General features: G+C 66.7%; 20 protein-coding genes and 4 tRNA genes. 7 read left to right on the top strand and 17 right to left on the bottom strand.

Translation table 11 applies throughout. From position 1 onward, the window contains the following. Positions 1-45 precede the first annotated feature (45 nt). Positions 46-489 carry a peptide-methionine (R)-S-oxide reductase MsrB gene (gene msrB / locus AAEX60_RS10830; protein WP_342103416.1) on the bottom strand — a complete coding sequence of 148 codons (444 nt, stop codon included), beginning with the start codon at positions 487-489 and terminating at the stop codon, positions 46-48. Positions 490-905: 416 nt separating this feature from the next. On the opposite strand from msrB, the gene AAEX60_RS10825 reads away from it, so the two are divergent. From AAEX60_RS10825 to AAEX60_RS10815, 3 genes are all read left to right on the top strand, one after another. Continuing rightward, positions 906-2678: a DUF222 domain-containing protein gene (locus AAEX60_RS10825; protein WP_342103414.1), complete on the top strand. Its 1773-nt coding sequence runs from the start codon at positions 906-908 to the stop codon at positions 2676-2678. An 80-nt stretch (positions 2679-2758) separates the two neighbouring features. After that, positions 2759-3805, top strand: coding sequence for a DNA polymerase domain-containing protein (locus AAEX60_RS10820; RefSeq protein WP_342103413.1), 1047 nt, complete (start codon positions 2759-2761; stop codon positions 3803-3805). Between the two features lie 149 nt (positions 3806-3954). Beyond that, on the top strand, positions 3955-4809 hold the full coding sequence (locus AAEX60_RS10815; RefSeq protein ID WP_446721309.1) for a PPK2 family polyphosphate kinase: 855 nt from the start codon (positions 3955-3957) through the stop codon (positions 4807-4809). Between the two features lie 109 nt (positions 4810-4918). On the opposite strand, the gene AAEX60_RS10810 is transcribed toward AAEX60_RS10815, so the two are convergent. After that, positions 4919-5707, bottom strand: coding sequence for a sirohydrochlorin chelatase (locus AAEX60_RS10810; RefSeq protein ID WP_342103411.1), 789 nt, complete (start codon positions 5705-5707; stop codon positions 4919-4921). 478 nt (positions 5708-6185) lie between these two features. Then, positions 6186-6260 (bottom strand) — tRNA-Val (locus AAEX60_RS10805). 357 nt (positions 6261-6617) lie between these two features. On the opposite strand from AAEX60_RS10805, the gene AAEX60_RS10800 reads away from it, so the two are divergent. The 4 genes from AAEX60_RS10800 to AAEX60_RS10785 all read left to right on the top strand — a co-directional run bounded on the left by AAEX60_RS10800 (position 6618) and on the right by AAEX60_RS10785 (position 7312). Next, a tRNA-Gly gene (locus AAEX60_RS10800) sits at positions 6618-6690 on the top strand. Positions 6691-6734: 44 nt separating this feature from the next. Beyond that, positions 6735-6805: transfer RNA gene (locus tag AAEX60_RS10795), tRNA-Cys, on the top strand. A 1-nt stretch (position 6806) separates the two neighbouring features. Then, positions 6807-6878: transfer RNA gene (locus AAEX60_RS10790), tRNA-Val, on the top strand. Positions 6879-6988: 110 nt separating this feature from the next. Beyond that, positions 6989-7312: a hypothetical protein gene (locus tag AAEX60_RS10785; protein ID WP_342103408.1), complete on the top strand. Its 324-nt coding sequence runs from the start codon at positions 6989-6991 to the stop codon at positions 7310-7312. Between the two features lie 246 nt (positions 7313-7558). On the opposite strand, the gene AAEX60_RS10780 is transcribed toward AAEX60_RS10785, so the two are convergent. The 14 genes from AAEX60_RS10780 to AAEX60_RS10715 all read right to left on the bottom strand — a co-directional run bounded on the left by AAEX60_RS10780 (position 7559) and on the right by AAEX60_RS10715 (position 17085). Continuing rightward, the gene (locus AAEX60_RS10780) at positions 7559-7882 is read right to left on the bottom strand and encodes a hypothetical protein (RefSeq protein ID WP_342103407.1); all 324 of its coding nucleotides are present in this window, start codon (positions 7880-7882) and stop codon (positions 7559-7561) included. Further along, a complete protein-coding gene (locus AAEX60_RS10775; protein ID WP_342103406.1) occupies positions 7879-8202 on the bottom strand; it encodes a hypothetical protein in 324 nt (107 codons plus the stop codon). Before AAEX60_RS10775 ends, AAEX60_RS10780 begins: the two co-directional genes overlap by 4 nt. Next, the gene (locus AAEX60_RS10770) at positions 8202-9035 is read right to left on the bottom strand and encodes a phage major capsid protein (RefSeq protein WP_342103430.1); all 834 of its coding nucleotides are present in this window, start codon (positions 9033-9035) and stop codon (positions 8202-8204) included. The genes AAEX60_RS10775 and AAEX60_RS10770 overlap by 1 nt, the downstream gene beginning before the upstream one ends. A gap of 141 nt (positions 9036-9176) precedes the next feature. Beyond that, positions 9177-9368, bottom strand: coding sequence for a hypothetical protein (locus AAEX60_RS10765; protein WP_342103405.1), 192 nt, complete (start codon positions 9366-9368; stop codon positions 9177-9179). Positions 9369-9379: 11 nt separating this feature from the next. Then, a complete protein-coding gene (locus AAEX60_RS10760) occupies positions 9380-9835 on the bottom strand; it encodes a hypothetical protein (RefSeq protein ID WP_342103404.1) in 456 nt (151 codons plus the stop codon). Continuing rightward, positions 9832-10440 (bottom strand): hypothetical protein, encoded by a 609-nt coding sequence (locus tag AAEX60_RS10755; protein ID WP_342103402.1) that lies wholly within the window; start codon positions 10438-10440, stop codon positions 9832-9834. The genes AAEX60_RS10760 and AAEX60_RS10755 overlap by 4 nt, the downstream gene beginning before the upstream one ends. Then, the gene (locus AAEX60_RS10750) at positions 10437-11774 is read right to left on the bottom strand and encodes a phage portal protein (RefSeq protein ID WP_342103400.1); all 1338 of its coding nucleotides are present in this window, start codon (positions 11772-11774) and stop codon (positions 10437-10439) included. Before AAEX60_RS10750 ends, AAEX60_RS10755 begins: the two co-directional genes overlap by 4 nt. A gap of 14 nt (positions 11775-11788) precedes the next feature. Then, a complete protein-coding gene (locus tag AAEX60_RS10745; RefSeq protein ID WP_342103399.1) occupies positions 11789-13252 on the bottom strand; it encodes a terminase large subunit domain-containing protein in 1464 nt (487 codons plus the stop codon). Next, positions 13240-13719 (bottom strand): hypothetical protein, encoded by a 480-nt coding sequence (locus AAEX60_RS10740; protein WP_342103397.1) that lies wholly within the window; start codon positions 13717-13719, stop codon positions 13240-13242. Before AAEX60_RS10740 ends, AAEX60_RS10745 begins: the two co-directional genes overlap by 13 nt. Next, positions 13719-13928, bottom strand: a complete 210-nt coding sequence (locus AAEX60_RS10735) for a hypothetical protein (RefSeq protein WP_342103395.1) — start codon at positions 13926-13928, stop codon at positions 13719-13721. Before AAEX60_RS10735 ends, AAEX60_RS10740 begins: the two co-directional genes overlap by 1 nt. A 2-nt stretch (positions 13929-13930) precedes the next feature. After that, positions 13931-15040 carry an AAA family ATPase gene (locus AAEX60_RS10730; protein ID WP_342103393.1) on the bottom strand — a complete coding sequence of 370 codons (1110 nt, stop codon included), beginning with the start codon at positions 15038-15040 and terminating at the stop codon, positions 13931-13933. Beyond that, positions 15030-15410 carry a hypothetical protein gene (locus AAEX60_RS10725; RefSeq protein WP_342103392.1) on the bottom strand — a complete coding sequence of 127 codons (381 nt, stop codon included), beginning with the start codon at positions 15408-15410 and terminating at the stop codon, positions 15030-15032. Before AAEX60_RS10725 ends, AAEX60_RS10730 begins: the two co-directional genes overlap by 11 nt. Positions 15411-15423: 13 nt before the next feature. After that, positions 15424-15639 (bottom strand): excisionase family DNA-binding protein, encoded by a 216-nt coding sequence (locus AAEX60_RS10720; protein ID WP_342103391.1) that lies wholly within the window; start codon positions 15637-15639, stop codon positions 15424-15426. Between the two features lie 330 nt (positions 15640-15969). Beyond that, on the bottom strand, positions 15970-17085 hold the full coding sequence (locus AAEX60_RS10715; RefSeq protein WP_342103389.1) for a tyrosine-type recombinase/integrase: 1116 nt from the start codon (positions 17083-17085) through the stop codon (positions 15970-15972). Between the last annotated feature and the right edge of the window lie 465 nt (positions 17086-17550).

Here is a 17550-nt window from a genome sequence, read left to right as displayed (position 1 = left end):
AGAGACATATTTGGCGAGTTTGTCGTGATGTTTGTCCCCGCCGACTCAGGGATGCCGGGGCTCCAGTTCCAGACAGACGGAGTTGATGCAGTAGCGCAGGTCGGTGGGGGTGTCGTAGCCCTCACCCTCGAAGACATGGCCCAGGTGTGAGTCGCAGGCGGCGCAACGCACCTCGGTGCGGGGTCGGCCGGGGATGGACTCGTCGCGCAGGTAGACCACCCGGTTCTCCGCCAGCGGGGCGAAGAAGCTGGGCCAGCCGCAGTGCGAACCGAACTTCTCCTCGCTGCGGAAGAGCTCGGTGCGGCACGCCCGGCAGCGATAGACGCCCTCGGTGGTGGTGTCGGTGTACTCACCAGTGAAGGGCCGCTCGGTGCCCGCCTGGCGCAGCACCTGGTACTCCAGGTCGTTGAGTTGGGCCCGCCACTCCTGCTCCGACTTCACGATCTTGCCGACGGGGGCCAGCTCCTGTTCGGGGGTCTGCTCGCTCATGCCGACGAGGGTACTCGACCCCGGAAGGCAAGGACTCAGCCACGGCGCCCGAGCCTGTCGAGGGCCTGGTAGGCGGGGACGCACCCTCGCGGCTCAACTGCTCGGCTGGCCAGACTCATGCTCGGCCGGCCGGTTCTGTCAGAGGTGGGTTCTTGGCTTGTCCGCAGGCCAACCCCGAACCCGAGCACTTCGACGGCCCACTCGGCAGGGGACTCAGCCCCGGTGCCCGAGCCTGTCGAGGGCATGGTAGGGATCCAACCACGACACCGGAGCCCGTCGAGGGCTCGGGGATGTGACTTTCTAGACAAACTAAACGCTCGCCCAGAAATGTATCGCTGGGTAGAATTAGAATACAGACACGAAGACTTCGGGGGGAGGTCGCCATGAGCAGCACACCAGCAACCCAGACACCTCCCATGGGCATGCCCGAGGACCTCCCGGCCACCACTCTTGCGACGATCGAGGCGCTGCGTGCGGAGCGCCGGGCCCGGCGGGAGTCCGAGGCCCGCGACTTCCGGCTGATCGCCCATCTGGCCGATCTGTATTCCGACGTCGACGGTGTGGATTCGTCCGAGCCGGCGTTGCCGGGCCGGGAACGCCTCGTCGCCCTCGGTGGAGCGGGAACTCCGGAGGTTGCGGAGGGGTGTGTGTTGGAGTTGGCCGCGGATCTGCATGTGCGGGTGGAGGAGGCCACCGCGTTGATCGCCACCGCCCTCGACGTACGACACCGGCTCCCCGTCCTGTGGCAGATGGTCCAAGACCTCGACGTCCCAGTGCACCACGCCCAGCACATCGCCTACGCCACCCGCGAGCTCGACCGCGACACGGCCGGGCTGGTGGACCTCGAACTGTCGCGGATGATCGTGGGCATGTCGTTTCGGCGGGTGAAGAAGACGGTGGCGGGGGTGGTGCTGCGCCACCTCCCACCCGACCAGGCGGAGCAGAAGCGGCAGGCCGCCACCGAGGCGCGGGGAGTATGGATCGCCCAATCCGAGGGCGGGGTCGCCGATGTGGCCGCGGTGGTGGATGCTGCCGACGCCGTGCAGTTGGATGCCCAGCTCGATCGGTTGGTGCAGGTGCTGCGCCGCGCCGGACATCCCGGCACCCCCAACGCGCTACGCGCGAAGGCCCTCGGGCTGATGGCCACCCCCGCCCTGGCCACCCAACTCCTCCAAGCCGACCTGCTCGACCAGTTGCCCACCGGAGAAGACTTCGAGGCTGTGTGCCAGCGAGCCGGGCAATCCGGGCACGTGTGCGGCCAGATCACGGTCGCCCCGGAGAAGCTGCTGCCCAGGGCGCAGGTGGTGGTGCACTTGACCGACACCACCCTGCAGGCCGGGGACGGCATCGCCCGCGCCGATGAACTCCAACCACTGCTCGCGGGGTGGTTGCGGGACCTGTTCGGGCACCATCGGATCACGGTCCGCCCGGTGATCGACCAGAACCACCAAGCCCCCAGCGATGCGTATGAGTGTCCACCCACCATGCGGGAAGCCGTCACGTTGCGGTCCCCGTACGAGGTGTTCCCCTGGTCCACCCGCCGATCCCAGGGCCTCGACCTGGACCACACCATCCCGTGGAGAACAACCCCGGCGGCCCAGGATCCAGGCAGGAACCAAAGCACGGCGGCTGAGCCTGTCGAGGCCCCTCCCCAGACATGGGCCCCTCGACAAGCCCGGAGAGCGGTGACTGAGTCGAGCCCGCCCGCGGACGCAACCCCGGTGGCCGAGCCCGTCCAGGCCTCTCCCCATGTCCTGGCCCCTCGACAGGCTCGGGGAACGGTGGCTGAGTCACGCCCGCATACTGACCTGACCACGACCCTCCGAGACGTAGGCAGGAACCCAATCACGGCGGCCGAGCCCGTCGAGGCCCCTGCCCAGTCACAAGCCCCTCGACGAGCTCGGGGACCGGCGGCGAACGTCACGCCGGTGGCCGAGCCCGTCGAGGCCCCTGCCCGCGGCGTCACCCATCCGGACAACCTCGGTCCGTTGTCCCGTCGCGCCCACCGCGCGAAGACCCACTTCGGCTGGTACCTGGCCCAACCCCTGCCCGGGATCTTCCTGTGGCAAACACCCCTCGGCTACCGCTACCTCACCACCGCCAGCCGCACCCTCGACCTCGGCCGACCCGACGTCGCCGCCTCCCGACGCCACCTGGAAACCCAGATCCTCGAAACGGAGGCGGCCTGAGCAGAGGAGCGGTCCCGGGCAAGTGTCCGGTGGGCGCCGGTGGCGCCGGTGTGCCGGGCGGGGCTGCCTATGCTGGGCGCATGCCGAAGACTGCCGTGACCCTGGAGGTGGATGGGCGGGAGGTGCGCCTGTCCAGCCCCGAGAAGGTCTATTTCCCGGAGCTGGGGCTGACCAAGCTGGACCTGGCCCAGTACGTGATCTCCGTGGGCTCGGGGCTGCTCGCGGCGCTTGACCACCGCCCGACCACCATGGAGCGCTGGCCGGGCGGTGTCGTGGAGGGAGCCGTGCTGGCCACCCGCAGTGATGGCCGCGGCGACGCCTTCTACCAGAAGAAGGCACCCAAGGGGATGCCCGACGGGGTGCAGACCGCGACGGTCACCTACCCGTCGGGACGGACCGCGGAGCAGGTGATCCCGACCAGCGTCGCGGACCTGGTCTGGATGCTGAGCCTGGGCACCCTGCGTTTCCACCCCTGGCCGGTGACGGCCCCCGACACCGAGCACGTGGACCAACTGCGCATCGACCTTGATCCGCAGCCAGGCACCGACGTCCACGACGCGGCCCGCGCCGCCGTCGAACTGCGCACCATCCTCACCGAGGCCGGCCTTGAGGGCTTCTGCAAGACCTCGGGCGGCCGTGGCCTGCACGTCTTCTGCCGCATCCAGCCAGCCAGCTTCATCGACGCTCGGCATGCCACCATCGCCATCGGCCGGGAGCTTGCCCGACGGATGCCCGACCGGGTCACCGTGAACTGGTGGAAGGAGGAGCGCGGCCAGCGGATCTTCGTCGATTTCAACCAGATGGCGCGGGACCGGCTGATGGCCAGTGCCTACTCGATCCGGCCGGTGCCCACCGCCCAGGTCTCGGCGCCCCTGGACTGGGACGAGGTGCCCGACGTCGATCCCTCCCGGTTCACGGTGCAGACCATGCCCGAACGATTCGCTGAGCGCGGGGACCTGTGGGCACCGCTGTATGCCACGAGGCCGGGCAGCCTGCAGACGGCGCTCGACTGGTACCAGCGCGATGAGCAAGCCGGCGAAGGGGAGCTGCCGTATCCGCCCGAATACCCCAAGATGCCGGGGGAACCGATGAGGGTGCAGCCCAGCCGGGCCCGAAAGGCCGACTGAGCACCACCCGCCAGCCTGAAGAAATGAAACTGGTGGTGAACAAGGGGTGACGTGACGTTGCTTGTGGGGCCACAATTGCCCCTATGGCAAAGGCATCCAAGAAGAAGTCCGAGAAGGAAAAGTCCGGCAAGAAGAGCTCCAAGAGCCCCGTGGTCGGCAAGGACACGTCGCTGCGCGACCTGCTACGGATCCCGCAGGGTCCGGTGGACATGAGCGCCCTGGATGCCGAGTCCACCCCGGGCTATCCGGGCAAGGGCAAGGCGGACGCGCCGGAACGCGCGGCCGAGGTGGGGGAGCGGCTCAGTGACCTGCAGGAGCGGCTCTACGCCAACGGCCGCGAGGACGAGAAGGCTCCGCGGGTGCTGGTGATCCTCCAGGGCATGGACACCTCCGGCAAGGGCGGTGTGATCCGGCACGCCATCGGCATGGTGGACCCGCAGGGCGTCTCCCTCAAGGCCTTCAAGAGCCCCACCGAGGAGGAGCGCAGCCACACCTTCCTGTGGCGGATCAAGAAGGCGCTGCCGGGCGCCGGGATGATCGGGATCTTCGACCGCTCGCAGTACGAGGACGTGCTGATCGTGCGCGTCGACGAGCTGGTGCCGGTGGAGGAGTGGGAGAAGCGCTACAACCAGATCAACAAGTTCGAGGCCGACCTGGTGGCCGACGGGGTCAAGGTGATCAAGTGCTTCCTCAATGTCAGCCACGACGAGCAGAAGGTGCGCCTGCTGGAGCGGCTGGAGAATCCGGAGAAGTACTGGAAGTACAACCCCGGTGATGTTGACTCGCGCAGCAAGTGGCCCGCCTACATGGAGGCCTATGCCGACCTGCTGGAGCGGTGCAATACCGACGACGCCCCGTGGTACCACATCCCGTCGAACAAGAAGTGGTACCGCAACTGGGCCGTGGCCCAGCTCCTGCTGGAGACCCTGGAGGAGATGGACCTGGCCTGGCCCGCGGCGGACTTCGACGTGAGCGAGGAGATCGAGCGGGTCAACAAGAGCTGACCCGGCCCCAGCCCGGCAAGAACCAAGAACGACGGCGGGGCCCCACCACGGTGGGGCCCCGCCGTCATGTGCGGTGAGAGTGTGCGTAGCTCGCCGCAGGTTCGGATTGTCAGATCGCGTGGATCTCCTCGGTCTGCTCGGCCACCTGCGGCAGCTCGGCATCCAACAGCTTCATCGCGGCAAAGACGTAGCGCGCCATCACCAGGTCCAGGATGAACTCGTGGCTTCCCATTGGGGCCGAGACCGCCTGGACGCCGACGGACAGCGCCTGCTCCCGCATCGCGTGGTAGTTCTCGTCGGCCGCGATGTAGAAGCTTCCGACGGCGATGTGGCGACGGCCCTGGGCGCGCAGCGTCGCGACGGCGTGCGCGATGTTGGACCCGGCGCCATCATTCACCGCCACCACGCACGGCAACTTGTGGTGCGCGGACCACTGCCGGGCCCGGCGGGCCAGCAGGGCGTTGCCGCGAGTGTCGCCCGCTTCGGGGGCCGAGAGCACCAGGGCATCCAGCTCGACGGCGTGGGTGAGGCGCAACGCCTCCCGCAGCCGCTCGTCCAGCACATTGAGAAGGTCGGTGGCCGGTCCCAGCGGGCGGGCCATGGTCATCGCGACCTGCGGATGCAGGGTGCGGACGCGTTCCAGCATCTGGGTGGCCGCATCGCTGACGTCGACGGCGTGGGTCAGGTCCAGGGGAACGAAGACCAGCTCGCGCACCCCCCGGGCCGCCAGGGCCGACACCACGGCGGGGCCGGAGGGCGGGCACTTGTCCAGGAAGGCGAGGCCTACGTTGAGCTCGGGCCGGGCCTGCTGCATGTGCATCCGCAGCTGATGGATCATGCTGGTCATCTCCGGCTGGTCGGAGCCGTTGGCCAGGAGGATCAGCGCAGGTGCAGTCATGTCAGAGCCTTCGTTCGGGGGTGGAAACTTCGGGCGGCTCCCTTGCCGTGCTTGCAACACTGACTGTCCGCAAGGCTCGACCGCAAGCAATAGTCCAAATATCAAGATTCAATATCACTATGTGGATGGTTTTGGGCCGACAGCTGCCTCTCAGGCGGTGAAGCTTCTATTGCTCCAGCGCTGCCTCGCGCCCACATTCGTTGCGACGCGTGCAGATGGCGCCGCAGAATGGCGGGCAACCGGGCTTCAGGGCGGTGATTTCTCCGGTGAGACAAAATTTTTTCTTGTCACGGTGTCTGCTTAGCCCTCGAACCTGCGGATTTTCCAGATCCGAGCCACTCCGACGTGAACTTCTGTTGCCATATGTCAGATCAATCGCCGTCCGAGATGCCCGCTCACCCAATGGACAGCTGGTCGCCCGCATAGTGGGCGCCGGACATGAAACAGGCCACCGACTTCTCGTCGGTGGCCTGTCTGCTGGTGGGCGATACTGGGTTCGAACCAGTGACCTCTTCGGTGTGAACGAAGCGCGCTACCACTGCGCCAATCGCCCTTGCGAAGAGAAACACTAGCGGGTCCTGCGGCGCTTGTACAAATCGGGCCCGGCGACGCCCAGTTGAGCCGGAGTTGAGCACCCGGTGACCACGTCGTGAACGGCCCTTCGCGAGGGGAGGTCTTAGTCCCGCGGCGGCCTGGGCAAGCCGGTGAACGGGGGGTGAATCACGCCGGCGTGAGTCCCGATTTGCACACTGCGAAATCGGTCCGCTAGTGTTCTCAACGCACCGCTTCGGGGGGCAGCTCGCAAGGGCAGGAAGCCGAAACGAGGATTTGGCAGGGATCGCAAGATCCGATAGAGTTCTCTGGTGCACAGCGCAGAGCGGATCGCACGGTCCGGTGGGCGCAACACAATGCGGACGTGGCTCAGTTGGTAGAGCATCACCTTGCCAAGGTGAGGGTCGCGGGTTCGAATCCCGTCGTCCGCTCGGAGAGGCTCTCGCCCCATCCATCGGTGAGGACTCATCTTCACGGTGGAGTGGCCGAGAGGCGAGGCAACGGACTGCAAATCCGTGTACACGGGTTCAAATCCCGTCTCCACCTCGGGCGGTTGGCGCAGTGGTAGCGCGCTTCCCTGACACGGAAGAGGTCACTGGTTCAAACCCAGTATCGCCCACAGAAGGAAAGTCGCTCTGACTAGGGTTAACACCCAAGCCAGAGCGACTTTTCTGTTTCCCGTGCAACCTACGTGCAACAGGGAGGCCGCTCCAAATCCAAGGAGTGCCCATGTCCACCGCCAAGCTCACCACCTGCCCCGACTGGTGCGACGGCCACCAGGCCGACGAACTGCCCCGGCTCGAAGCCCGAACCACCTCCTTCCACCACGACAAGACGTTGTGGGATGGCGGGAAGCACGGTCAGGTGATCGTTGCCCAGTACGTGCCCGCGGCCGGCGAAGAAGCAGATCCTGAACTGCCGTTTGTTGACTGCTGGTTCCATGACTCGGCTCGGATCGGCCAGGAGGGTATGCGGGCGGCGAGTGAGGCTCTGGGGGTTGCTGTGGGGCTGGTGGACGGGCTTCGGGCACTGACGCCTGACCCCACCGCTTGAAGCCTCGCGCCCGCGCGCGCATGGTCGATCACCTCGGGATCAGGTGAAACATCGTGTTTCACCTGCTTGACGTCGTCTCGCGGTCGATCACCTCGAGATCAGGTGTTAGGTCACCTAACACCTGCTCGCGCCCGCGCGCGCGTGGGGCCGACATGGCGAGACAGCATACGGCCAGCTCCCGCCCTTCACCCCCCGCTACAGCGAGCATCAATCCAATGGATGATGTGGGGTGTTGACGCAGAAGACCTAGGTGCCGAACCGCTTCAGGTTCAGCACGTACTTCCCGGACGGCCACACCTGCGGGTCACCCTCGACGGTCCACTCCTTGCCCATGACGCGGACCTGATCGTTCGCGTTGGGGGTGAAGGTGGCGTCGGAGACGAACAGTTGCGCCGGCGTGACGTTGCCGGGTGAAGAAGCCTGCCCGGCCATGTACTCGACCGACCGCTCGGGAGCAAACCGACCCACCACAGGGTGCTCAACCGTCGTCGTGGTCTGGTCGCCGTACTTGTCGACGATCGTCGTGACCACGAGGATCACGGCGTCAACTTGGCCGGGCAGGCGGATCATAGGTGCCTCACCCGGTAGCGGTTGAGGACGAACAATTCGGCCAGGGTCCAGCCGGTGAAGCCAGTGTCGACTTGGTGGCTGAACGGCCCAACCGTCTCGGTCTTGCGGATCTGTTCGGGGTTGGCCATCAGGCGGGCTGTGGCGGTGACCAGGACGGCCGCCACGTCCTCGGTTGGTTCGGGGCCTACGAAGCCACGGTCGCGGGTGTAGGCGCGGGCCATGGCGGTGACGATGGGCAGCACCTGCCCGGCCAGGGCGACGGTCTCAGGATCGTCACCCCGGCCCAGGAAGGCGGCCACATCAGCGGCGGTGGGCATCATCAGGCAGCGCTCACCAGACAGACGGCCTCGGGGCGCAGAATGCCCAGGTCGTAGCGGGTGACCACGCGGATGCCGGTGGAGTCGCGGTCGGCGTAGAGCTCCTTCAGCGGGTCGACCTTGGCGGCCAGGTCACGGACGACGGCCACCTCGTTCATGTTGACCAGGGCGACCTTGCCGGTCGGAACCTTGTTGCTGACGACGAGCTTGACGCCGTGCAGGACCATGCCCGCGGCGCGGGTGATGTCGGGCTGCACCAGCGGACGGCCGGTGCTGTCCTTGGCGCCCAGCAGCTTGAAGTAGTCGGCGCCAGCCATGAACGCGACGGTGGGCGCGGACTCCTTGGCGGCCATCGCAGCCAGGCCAGTCAGGAAGCCGTCGACGGTGGCGCCGTCGGCCTTGGCCTTGATGACGCCGGGCTGGTTCAACAGGCCGGTGATGCTGTTGTCGGTGCCGTCACCCAGCAGCAGGGCATCGTCCAGCTTGTTGGTCACGTCGGTGACCAGCTTGGTGCGCAGGACGCTGTCCAGGTTGACGGCGTTCGACTGGCGCAGCAGCTCGTTGGAGACGACGCTGATCACCTTCAGCGACTTGCGCTCGATGGGCATCAGGGTCATCTCGTCGAAGTCGACGTCGGCGGTGGCGATCTGCTCGCCCTGCCCGTACCAACCGGGATCGGTGCTGGTGGTGGTCATCTTCGGGATGATCAGCGGCTCGGAGCTGTCGAAGATCCGCGGGCCGTTGGACAGGACGACGCTGGCGGCCTGCAGGGGCTCGATCAGGATGTTGGCCACCGACGCCTTGATCAGGGTCGGGTTCTCGGCCGCGGTCTCGATGTGGACCGGGGCGGGGCGATGACGGGTTCGGACATGGTGTGCCTCCTATGGGCGTCAGGGAATCTTTGGACTCGACCTGCCCGCCAGGGGCACAAGCGAAGGGGCGCCGGGATCAACCCGACGCCCCTAGGCTACATTCGATCAGTTGTTCGAGTCAAGCATTCGGACAGTGCGGACCTTGCTGGTTGGGATGGCATAGACCTGCTTGCCGTCCGAGTCCAGGAAGACGGTGAAGGTGCCCTCCTCCTTCCAGCTGTCGGCCTGGACTTCAACCGCCAGGCTCCCCTTGTCGCGGGGGTTGATGACGTCCTCGTTGATCACGTACTTGTGCATGGTTCTTCCTTTCAGCGGAGCATGTCGATCAGGCTGACGGCGGGTGCCGTAGCCGTGGCACCCTGTCCAACGTCACCTCGGGGCGTGCGTCGGGCCAGGTGCGGCTTGCCTGCCAACAGTGTGTCGATGGCGGCGGACAGCTTCTCGGGATCCTCGACGAGTTCGGCGTCGTACGGGAGATCTTCAGGATCGTGGAGTCGGCCAGTAGCGCGGACCTCGGCGCGGAACAGGCGCTCGGCCAGCTCGTCGGCACGCTTGGCCTTCACGCGGTTGTCGGCGGCCTCTTTGCGCAGCTTCTCGACGTACTCGCGGGGGAAGGTCTCAGGCTCGTCAGTTGGGGGTGTGTCGCCCTCAACTGGGGGTGTAATGACCTCGGTCGCTTCGGCCCCCTGGGGGGTGTCGGTTGAAATGACACCCTTCTCGTCGTCAACGACCTCGGTGTTCTCGGTGATGGTGGTCTCGGTCATGCTGTCGCCTTTCTGGTGCGTCGGTCATTCATTGCGGCGGTGGCTCGTGCCTGCCGCGTGGTCTGGAAGTTGTCGGTGGCCTCGTCGATCACCGGGATCTGGTGGCAGGCACAGCCGGTATGCCGGGGCATCCTGTGGTCGGCCTGCCACACCCGCCCGTCACGCGCCCACCACCTGCAGAGCTGGCAGGGTTCGGCCTCCAACTGCCGGCGCCACCCGGAGACGCGCTGCTCGCCCTGCATGGCGTCGTGGAACGCATTCGTGGCGGCCTGCATCGGCTCGTTACGGGCCAGTCGCTCCAACTGCATCCGCGTGTCCAGCTCGGACGACAGGACGGTCCCTACGGCCTGCAGGAGACGTTCGTGATCGTCGACTGCCGCCACGGCCGCGATGGCCGTAGGGCTAGCGTCGTGGGCCTCCATGAAGGCACGGAACGCGAGCTGCCCAGCCGCGGCACCCTGGGCATTGGCGGTGGCCACCAGCATGGCCACCAGCTCGGGGAAGTCGTCGGGGTCCAGCTCCCCCAGGTCAAGGGCCTCCCACAGCTGCAGGACGACCTTCGCGGTCCCCTCGCTCAGCTGGTGCAGGGTGTCCTCGAAGCTCACGACGCGGCCTTCGGCAGCAGCGCGGCCAGGTTGGTGCCCGCGGCCTGGAGGGCATCGGAGCGGCGGGCCTGTTCGATCAGGCGGATCTCGTCGTCGGAGTAGCCCAGACGAGCCAGTGCGTAGGTCACGGGCAGGATGCCGGCCTGCACCAGCTTCACGACGGCGTCGGCCTCCTGGGCAACGGAGCGGGTCGCGGCATCAGCCCACTGCACAGCCACCGTGACGGTCTCGACCGGGGCGCCGGTGCGGACGGCAACCATCAGCCGGGCGACGGCCTCCCACGCCCGCCCGAAGGTGGCCTGCCGGGACTCCACCTTGGCCACCAGAGCGGCCTCAGACGCCCTCAGCGCGTCGGCGGACGCAGGCTGATCCCCGTGGACCCCCAGGTAGTGCGGGGCGAGCCCAGACACGGCGCTGATCTGCGCCTGCAGGACACGGATGCCGGACTCGTAGGCAGCCAGGTCGGCGGCCGGGAGCTGGCCGAACTTGGCCTCGGGCTGCTCGGCAACCATCATGCGGTTGCTGTCCGGGTACGGGTTGGTCTCGATGACCTCGCCGGTCGGGTTGCCCTGCTCGTCGACGACCTCGGTCTCTTCCAGCTCGACGCCCGTGGCCCACCGGCGTGGGCGGCCGCTGTACTCGCTGGCAACCATCAGGTCGGCCAGCAATTTGGACTGGGCATCGACCAGCGGCAGCAGGTCGTCAAGCTCGGACGCGGGCAGTCCGGCCAGTCGCTCGGTGTTGCGCAGCGGGACGACGGGCACGACGCCCAGCGGGTTGTCGATGGTCTCGACGACCTCGAAGCCGTGCAGGATCGCGCCGATGCCCTCGGAGCGGAACTTCACGATCCGGTCGGGCAGGAAGAGCACGGCCTCGGTGTGGTCGCTGTACTCGATGCGCTTGGCGGCCGCGGTGACCATGCTCGTGGCGGGGTGGCGCTGGACGGCCACCTGCTCGGCGGACTCGATGGTGACCTGCGGGTTGCCGGCCGCGTCGGCCCAGACGATGACGAAGGCCTCCCCGGTGATCAGGGCCTCACGATGCGCGACCGGGGCCAGCTGGTCCAGGTCGTTGCGGCGCCAGTCCTCCCACAGCTGGATGGCCTGCGGTCCGGTGAAGCCGGTGATCCGCAATCGCTCCACCAGCGCGTTCACGGCCACGCGGCAGACGTTGGAGTTGATCAGGGAGAAGCGGTTGCCGATGGCCTGCCGAGCCTCGGGGGCCAGGTAGGCCAAGGGCTGCTTGCCGGCGTAGTAGGTGTTCCTCGTCGTGCGGCGCGGGGCGTCGTTGTCGATGCACTGCAAGGTGCTGATCAGGATCTCGGTGGTGTTCATGGTGACCTCCTCGGTCAGTTGAATCCGACGGCGCGACGCCGACGGGTGACGGTCTGGTTGGTGGCTCGGTCGTGCGCGACGATGGCCGCAATGGCCAGGTCGATCTTGCGGGGGCTGTTGCGCTTGTCCTTGACGATCGCGTCGCCCTGGGGCGTGCTGGTCACCGTTGCGTGGGCCATGTGCGCAGCCAGGTTCTCGTTGCCGTCGTGAGTGAGGTTCTGGTCCATCACGGCGGCGTAGAACTTGTCCGTGGCCGGGCACATCCGCTTGCGGTAGCTGGTGTCGTACTCGATGACGCGGCGGGCGCCGTGACGCTTCGCCCAGGTCTCGATCTCGGAGCGCCACCCCCACGGGTCACAGGCGAGCTCGACGACGTTGTACGTCTCGAAGGCCTTCCTGATGGCCCGGTCCACCTCGGCCCGCGGGACGCGCCAGTCGTCCTTGCCGGGGTTCTCCCAGAGGCCGACGACGAACAGGTGAGGGCGCTCGCCCACTGTGCAGCCCACCAGCGCGGTGGAGTCACCGGACGCCGACCCGTCGAAGCCCAGACAGACCCGCTCACGGGGACCAACAGCCCGGTCACCCTCGGCAGCGCAATCAACCCACGCCCCGAATGGCAGCCAGGCGTCAGAGCCCTTGACCCATTGGCCCAGACGAAGCTGGCGGAACACGGGCTCGCGCATGGTCCGGGCCACACTGGCTAAGCCGTCCTCGGTGAGGAAGTCGCCCAGTGCCGGGTTGGCTGCCTTCCAGGCCTCCCGGTCATCCAGGGCACACCCGTCCGGCGCGCTGAACTCCTTCAGATAGAAGGCGGGGTCGGTCTCGTCGCGGCCATGCTGGACGAGCCGCCACATGATGCTGTCGGACGACGTGGCCGGGGTGCTGATCGCCAGCACCATCGACTCGGGACGCTTGCCAGAGACCGACGTGACGGCCTCCCAGACGTCTTCGGTCACGACATGCAACTCGTCGACGATCAGCAGCGACGGATCCCACCCGTGCAGCGCCGAAGGATCGGCCGGCAAAGCCAGCATCGTCGCGTCGTTCTCGGGGACGACGATGCGGTCCTTGAAGATCTGGGTCCGCTCGGCCAGCTCCGGGGTGAGCTCGATCATCCGGCGCGCCAGGTTGAACACGATGGACGCCTGACGTTGGTCAGAAGCCACCACCAGCACCTCAGCCGACGACGGGCCACAGAACAGCTCAGCCACCGCCAGGGCAGCCGCCAGGGCGCTCTTGCCATTGGCACGCGGCAGGGACACCAGAGCCGACCGGCGCCCCGGAGCGAAGGCGCCCGTGATGATCTCCTTCTGCCAGGTGCGCAGCTTGAAGGGCTTCCCAGCACCGACGCCCTTGGTCACGACGCAGTACGTCTGCACGAACCGGATGCGACGCTTGGCGCGGTCCGTCGGCCAGCCCTTGAAGTCCAGCGGCTCAGCGGTGATGGCGGCCTTCGCACCCGCCTTCAGCCCCGCCATGCCCGCTCCTTAGTGAGAACCGTTCCCATCTGAGACTGGAACAATGCCTTGCCGGTGGGGTGAGCAGCCGTCCGGCTGGCCCTACCCCCCAGGTCGTCGGGCGTCGTCGCGTGCGGGTCGCCGTCGGTCTTCAGCCATTCGACGAACCTCTTGCTGCCCGCCTTGCTGGATCCGATCTCGTTGTTGCAGTCGTTGCAGAGGACAGTGACGTCGACGAGGCGGACAGGCAGGTTCATGCCGATGCGCAGCCAGGCGCGGGGACTGTGGTCCAGCGTCAGCCGCTCTCGGGATCCGCACATCGTGCAGAACGGTTGTGCTCGTCGTGCTCGCCTCGACAACTGGATCCACCAGTGCTTGGTGGTGTCCGTGCGGTGAGCGCGGCGGGTGTCGCGGACCTGGTGCTCGGGGCACCGGCTGGTCTCGCTCACCTCGCCACACTCGGCGCACGCCTTCAGGGTGGTGGCCATCAGCTGCACACGTCCTCGATGAAGGCGAAGTCCTCGGCCGCATTCACCGCGGCGATGGTGGCGAGCACGGCAGCAGCTCGAGCGATGGCCTCATGGGTGACAGTGCTGTTGATCTTCACGGTGACGGTCGTGCCGGTGTGGTCGGTGAAGGCCTCGAAGCCGGACAGGTCGGGGTTGCAGGTGTAGGTGTGCGTGGTCTGCTTGCTCATGGTCAGTGATCCTTGTTTCGGTTGGCTTGCCAGTCGACTAGTGATGCGATGGGTTCGTTTGTGGTCTGTGTCCCGGTGTCCCATGTGTCCCTCTGTCCCACTTCGGTGGGCAACTGGGACACTGGGACAGGTGGGACACCTGTGTAGGTGCCGTAGCCGACCTTCCTCAGTCGGCCGGATTCGGCCAGGCGGGCCATGTAGCGGCGGGCGTCCGGCAGTTGGAGCGCGTCGGCCACCTGCTTCGGCGTGACCGGCGTGGCCGACCGAACGACGTACTCCAGCACCTCGGTGCTCTTGTCCCCGATGCCGGCCGTGGTGCGGACCTCGGAAGCCTTCTGGGAGGCATGATCAAGGTCTTCGCCGTCCAGTTCCCAGCGACCGTCTGAGCAGCGCATGGCGTACTCGCCTTCGGGCACATCGCGGCCGGTCACGCGGAGGATGCCCACGTCCTCGTTGCGCTGGCGGGACAGGTTGACGGTCCAGTCAGCCGCGCCGTTCAGGCCGTTGGTGCCGGAGGTGGAGTCCATCCAGTCGTCACCGGTGGCCTTGCGGACGTGATGCACGACAAGGAGGCAACTGCCGGGGTGTGCGTCGGTGAGGTTCTTTAGCGCGGCTCCGATGCGGTAGTCGCGGGCATAGGCGCCCTCGCCGGGTAGGGCTGGGGGCATGACGCGGCCCAGGGTGTCGAGAATGATCAGCGGGTCCAGGTGTCCGTTCTTGGCGAGCCAGGCGCGGATCAGTGGGATCACGTCCCCGGAGGGAGTGCTGGTCTGGTAGGTGAGCATCGACGGCAGGGCACCGTCGTCGAGTAGGTGGCGGCATCGTCCTTGGAGGCGGCGGTCTCCGTCTTCCAGTGCGAGCAGCAGGACGGGGCGGGGATCGCCCACGTCGATGCTGCCCAGGGCTTTGCCTCCGGCGGCGACGGCCAGACCGATGGCGAGCGAGCACCACGACTTCCCTGCTTTGGGTGGGCCGGTGAACAGCCCGAACCCTTCGGGGATGAGGCCGGGCACTGCCCAGGAGATGGGCGGGAAGACCTGGGCGTCTAACCATTCGCCAGTTTTTAGGGTGGCGAGTAGTTGGGCGCCGCGGTCGTCGGGCTCAGGCAGCATTTCGCCTCAGCTCGTCGCTGATCATCGCCAGCAGTTCGTCACGCATGGGGGCGACGGCTGGTGCTGGGACGCGCTCGGCCTGGTAGATCAGCACGTCGTCGGCAATCGCGGGGTCGGTGAGGTCGCCGTCCTTCAGGAGGTGGGCTTGGATTCGGCATCGTGCGGCGAGTCCGCGTTCCCCGGCGGCGTCGTAATGTTCGGCCTTCTTCATCCAGGTGGAGGCCATTTGCTGCTGGAGGATGTCCGCGATCAGCCGGTGCAGGATCTTGTCGAGAAATGCGGGGTCGTCGGCCAGGTTGTGGAATAGGCGCCGGATGGCGGCGCGGTCGGCTTCTTCGTAGGGAGCTACGAAGTTGGTTCGTGTATTCATTTGTGGCCCCCGGTCAGTACGTGGTGCGGGCCGACGGGATTGGGCGGAACAGTTTGTCCAGGTCGTTCTTGTCGAGCCGGATCAGCCGCTTGCCCAGCCGGGAGGCGGGCAGGGAGCCGTCGGAGATGCGGCGGCGAATGGTGTCCACGGAGCAGCCGGCGTAGACGGCTGCTTCCTGGGGGGACATGAACACTGGCTCGACGGTCTGCCGGCGTGTGGTGACGGTCATTCTTGCGCTTCTCTCCCGGGACCGCCTACCTTGGAGGTAGTCGATCCCGTTCCTTGGACGGTCTGGGTTTTGACTTCAGGCCCTCGGAGTGTTGGCGCACTCCGGGGGCCGCTTGCAGCTTCATGCCTATGCATTGCGTGGCTGATATTGAGTATTGGGCTGCCTTGCCCGGTAGTCAAACTCCCTAGACCTCGTTCCCGGTGTCACTCTCCAGCTCTTTTGGGTCGCCTGAAAGTGCGCTGGAGTGCGCTGGAATAGACTGGGAATAGACAGGGCATAGCACACGTGACGATTTCGTGCGGAAATGACACCGGGAGAGTGTGACAAATCTCACACCATTTCGGATAGGCGCTTGGCGATCTGGGCATCCCGGTCAGCGGCCGCATGCTGATAGCGCATGGCGGCGCCGGGGGTGGAGTGGCCCAACCTGTTCATCAGCTCGGCCAGCGTGGCGCCTGTCTGAGCAGCCAAGACGGCGCCGGTGTGCCGCAAGTCGTGGAAATGGAGCTTGGGCCGTCCAGCGAGCGCCCGCGCTCGGTAGAAGTTCGTCCCGCCCCGCCATTCACCGGACACCTTCACCGGGCTCTTGCCGTAGAAGGTGGACGGTGCCAAGTTCCCGCCACCGGCGGCGGGGAAGACCAGTCCTTCACGGCCGGGTTCGGCGTGGTCCTTCAGGTGTTGCTTGATCGCGGGTAGCAGGTGCGGGGGGATCGCCACGTCGCGGATCCCGGCGTCGCTCTTCGGGGTGCCGACGATCACCTCACCGGCGGCGCGGACGACGCCGCGGCGGATCTTCACCCGGCCGTTGGTGAGGTCCACGTCCTTGCGGCGCAGTTCGGCCAGTTCCCCGAAGCGCATGGCGCACCAGGCGGCAAGGAGGATCATCAGCTGGTACTTCTCGGGCATGGCCGCGGTGAGGGTTTCCAGCTCAGCCAAGGTGAGGGGTTCGATCTTGTGGGCGCGCTTGGTGTTGCCGGCGCCGCGGATGTGGCAGGGGTTCGCGGTGCAGTAGCCCTTCTCGACGGCGCTGGCGAGGATGGTCCGCAGCAGGCCGTAGGTGTGGGCGCGCAAGGTGGGGTGCTTGGGGTCCAGTTGGGCGTACCACTGGTCGATGTCTTCGGGTTGCAGTCCGCTGATCAGTCGGTTGCCGATGGTGGGGGAGATCTGCTTCTCGATGATGCTCTTGTAGTGGCTCCGGGTGCGGGGCTTCAGGTCGCGTCCGGCGAGCCAGGTGTCTGCGAAGTCGGTGACGGTGGTGGCCTTGCGCTTGCGCTTGACGCCGCGTTCGGCTGGGGGCACCCATTCCCCGGCGTCGATGAGTCGTCTTTCGGTGGTGAGCCAGCCTCCGGCGGCGTCCTTGTCCTCGAAGGTGGTTGGGGCTTTGTAGAGGCCACCGTCGGGGCCGGTGTATGCCACTTGGATTCGGCCGGATGGCAGGGTGCGCATGCGGCCGAAGGAGCGTCTGGTCTTGCCCGTCGGGGGCTTCCGGGAGGGTGTTTCGTGCAACATACGTGCAACATAGCAGCCCTATTTTGCGGTTTCATGCCCACTTGTGCTTTCGGCGTGTTGGCGATAATGTGAGGCTACACCGCTAGTCAGAGCGGTTTTGACAAGGGGTTACCCAGCTCCCCGGATTTCTTTGGCACACTGGTTCAAACCCAGTATCGCCCACCAGAAACAAGGCTCGAACGGTATTCATCGTTCGAGCCTTGTTCTTTTCCCGGGTCACAGGCCGGGTCTGCCGGGCCCGGCGAGCGCTGCACCGAGCAGGCGGCCGGATCGGGGGGTTAGCGGCAGAAATGTGTGTATGGCTTCGGGCGTGTCATGGTCGCCAGCGGCCGGCCCAGCCTTTCTGGATGCCGTTGCCGTCTTCCCAGCTGAAGTTGGTGCCGGGTTGTGGGCCGAGGGGTT

The organism is Luteococcus sp. H101 (assembly GCF_038433155.1).
Lineage (GTDB): Bacteria > Actinomycetota > Actinomycetes > Propionibacteriales > Propionibacteriaceae > Luteococcus.
Note: the sequence above shows the minus strand (reverse complement) of the source record. Positions and strands in the feature narration are given on the sequence as shown.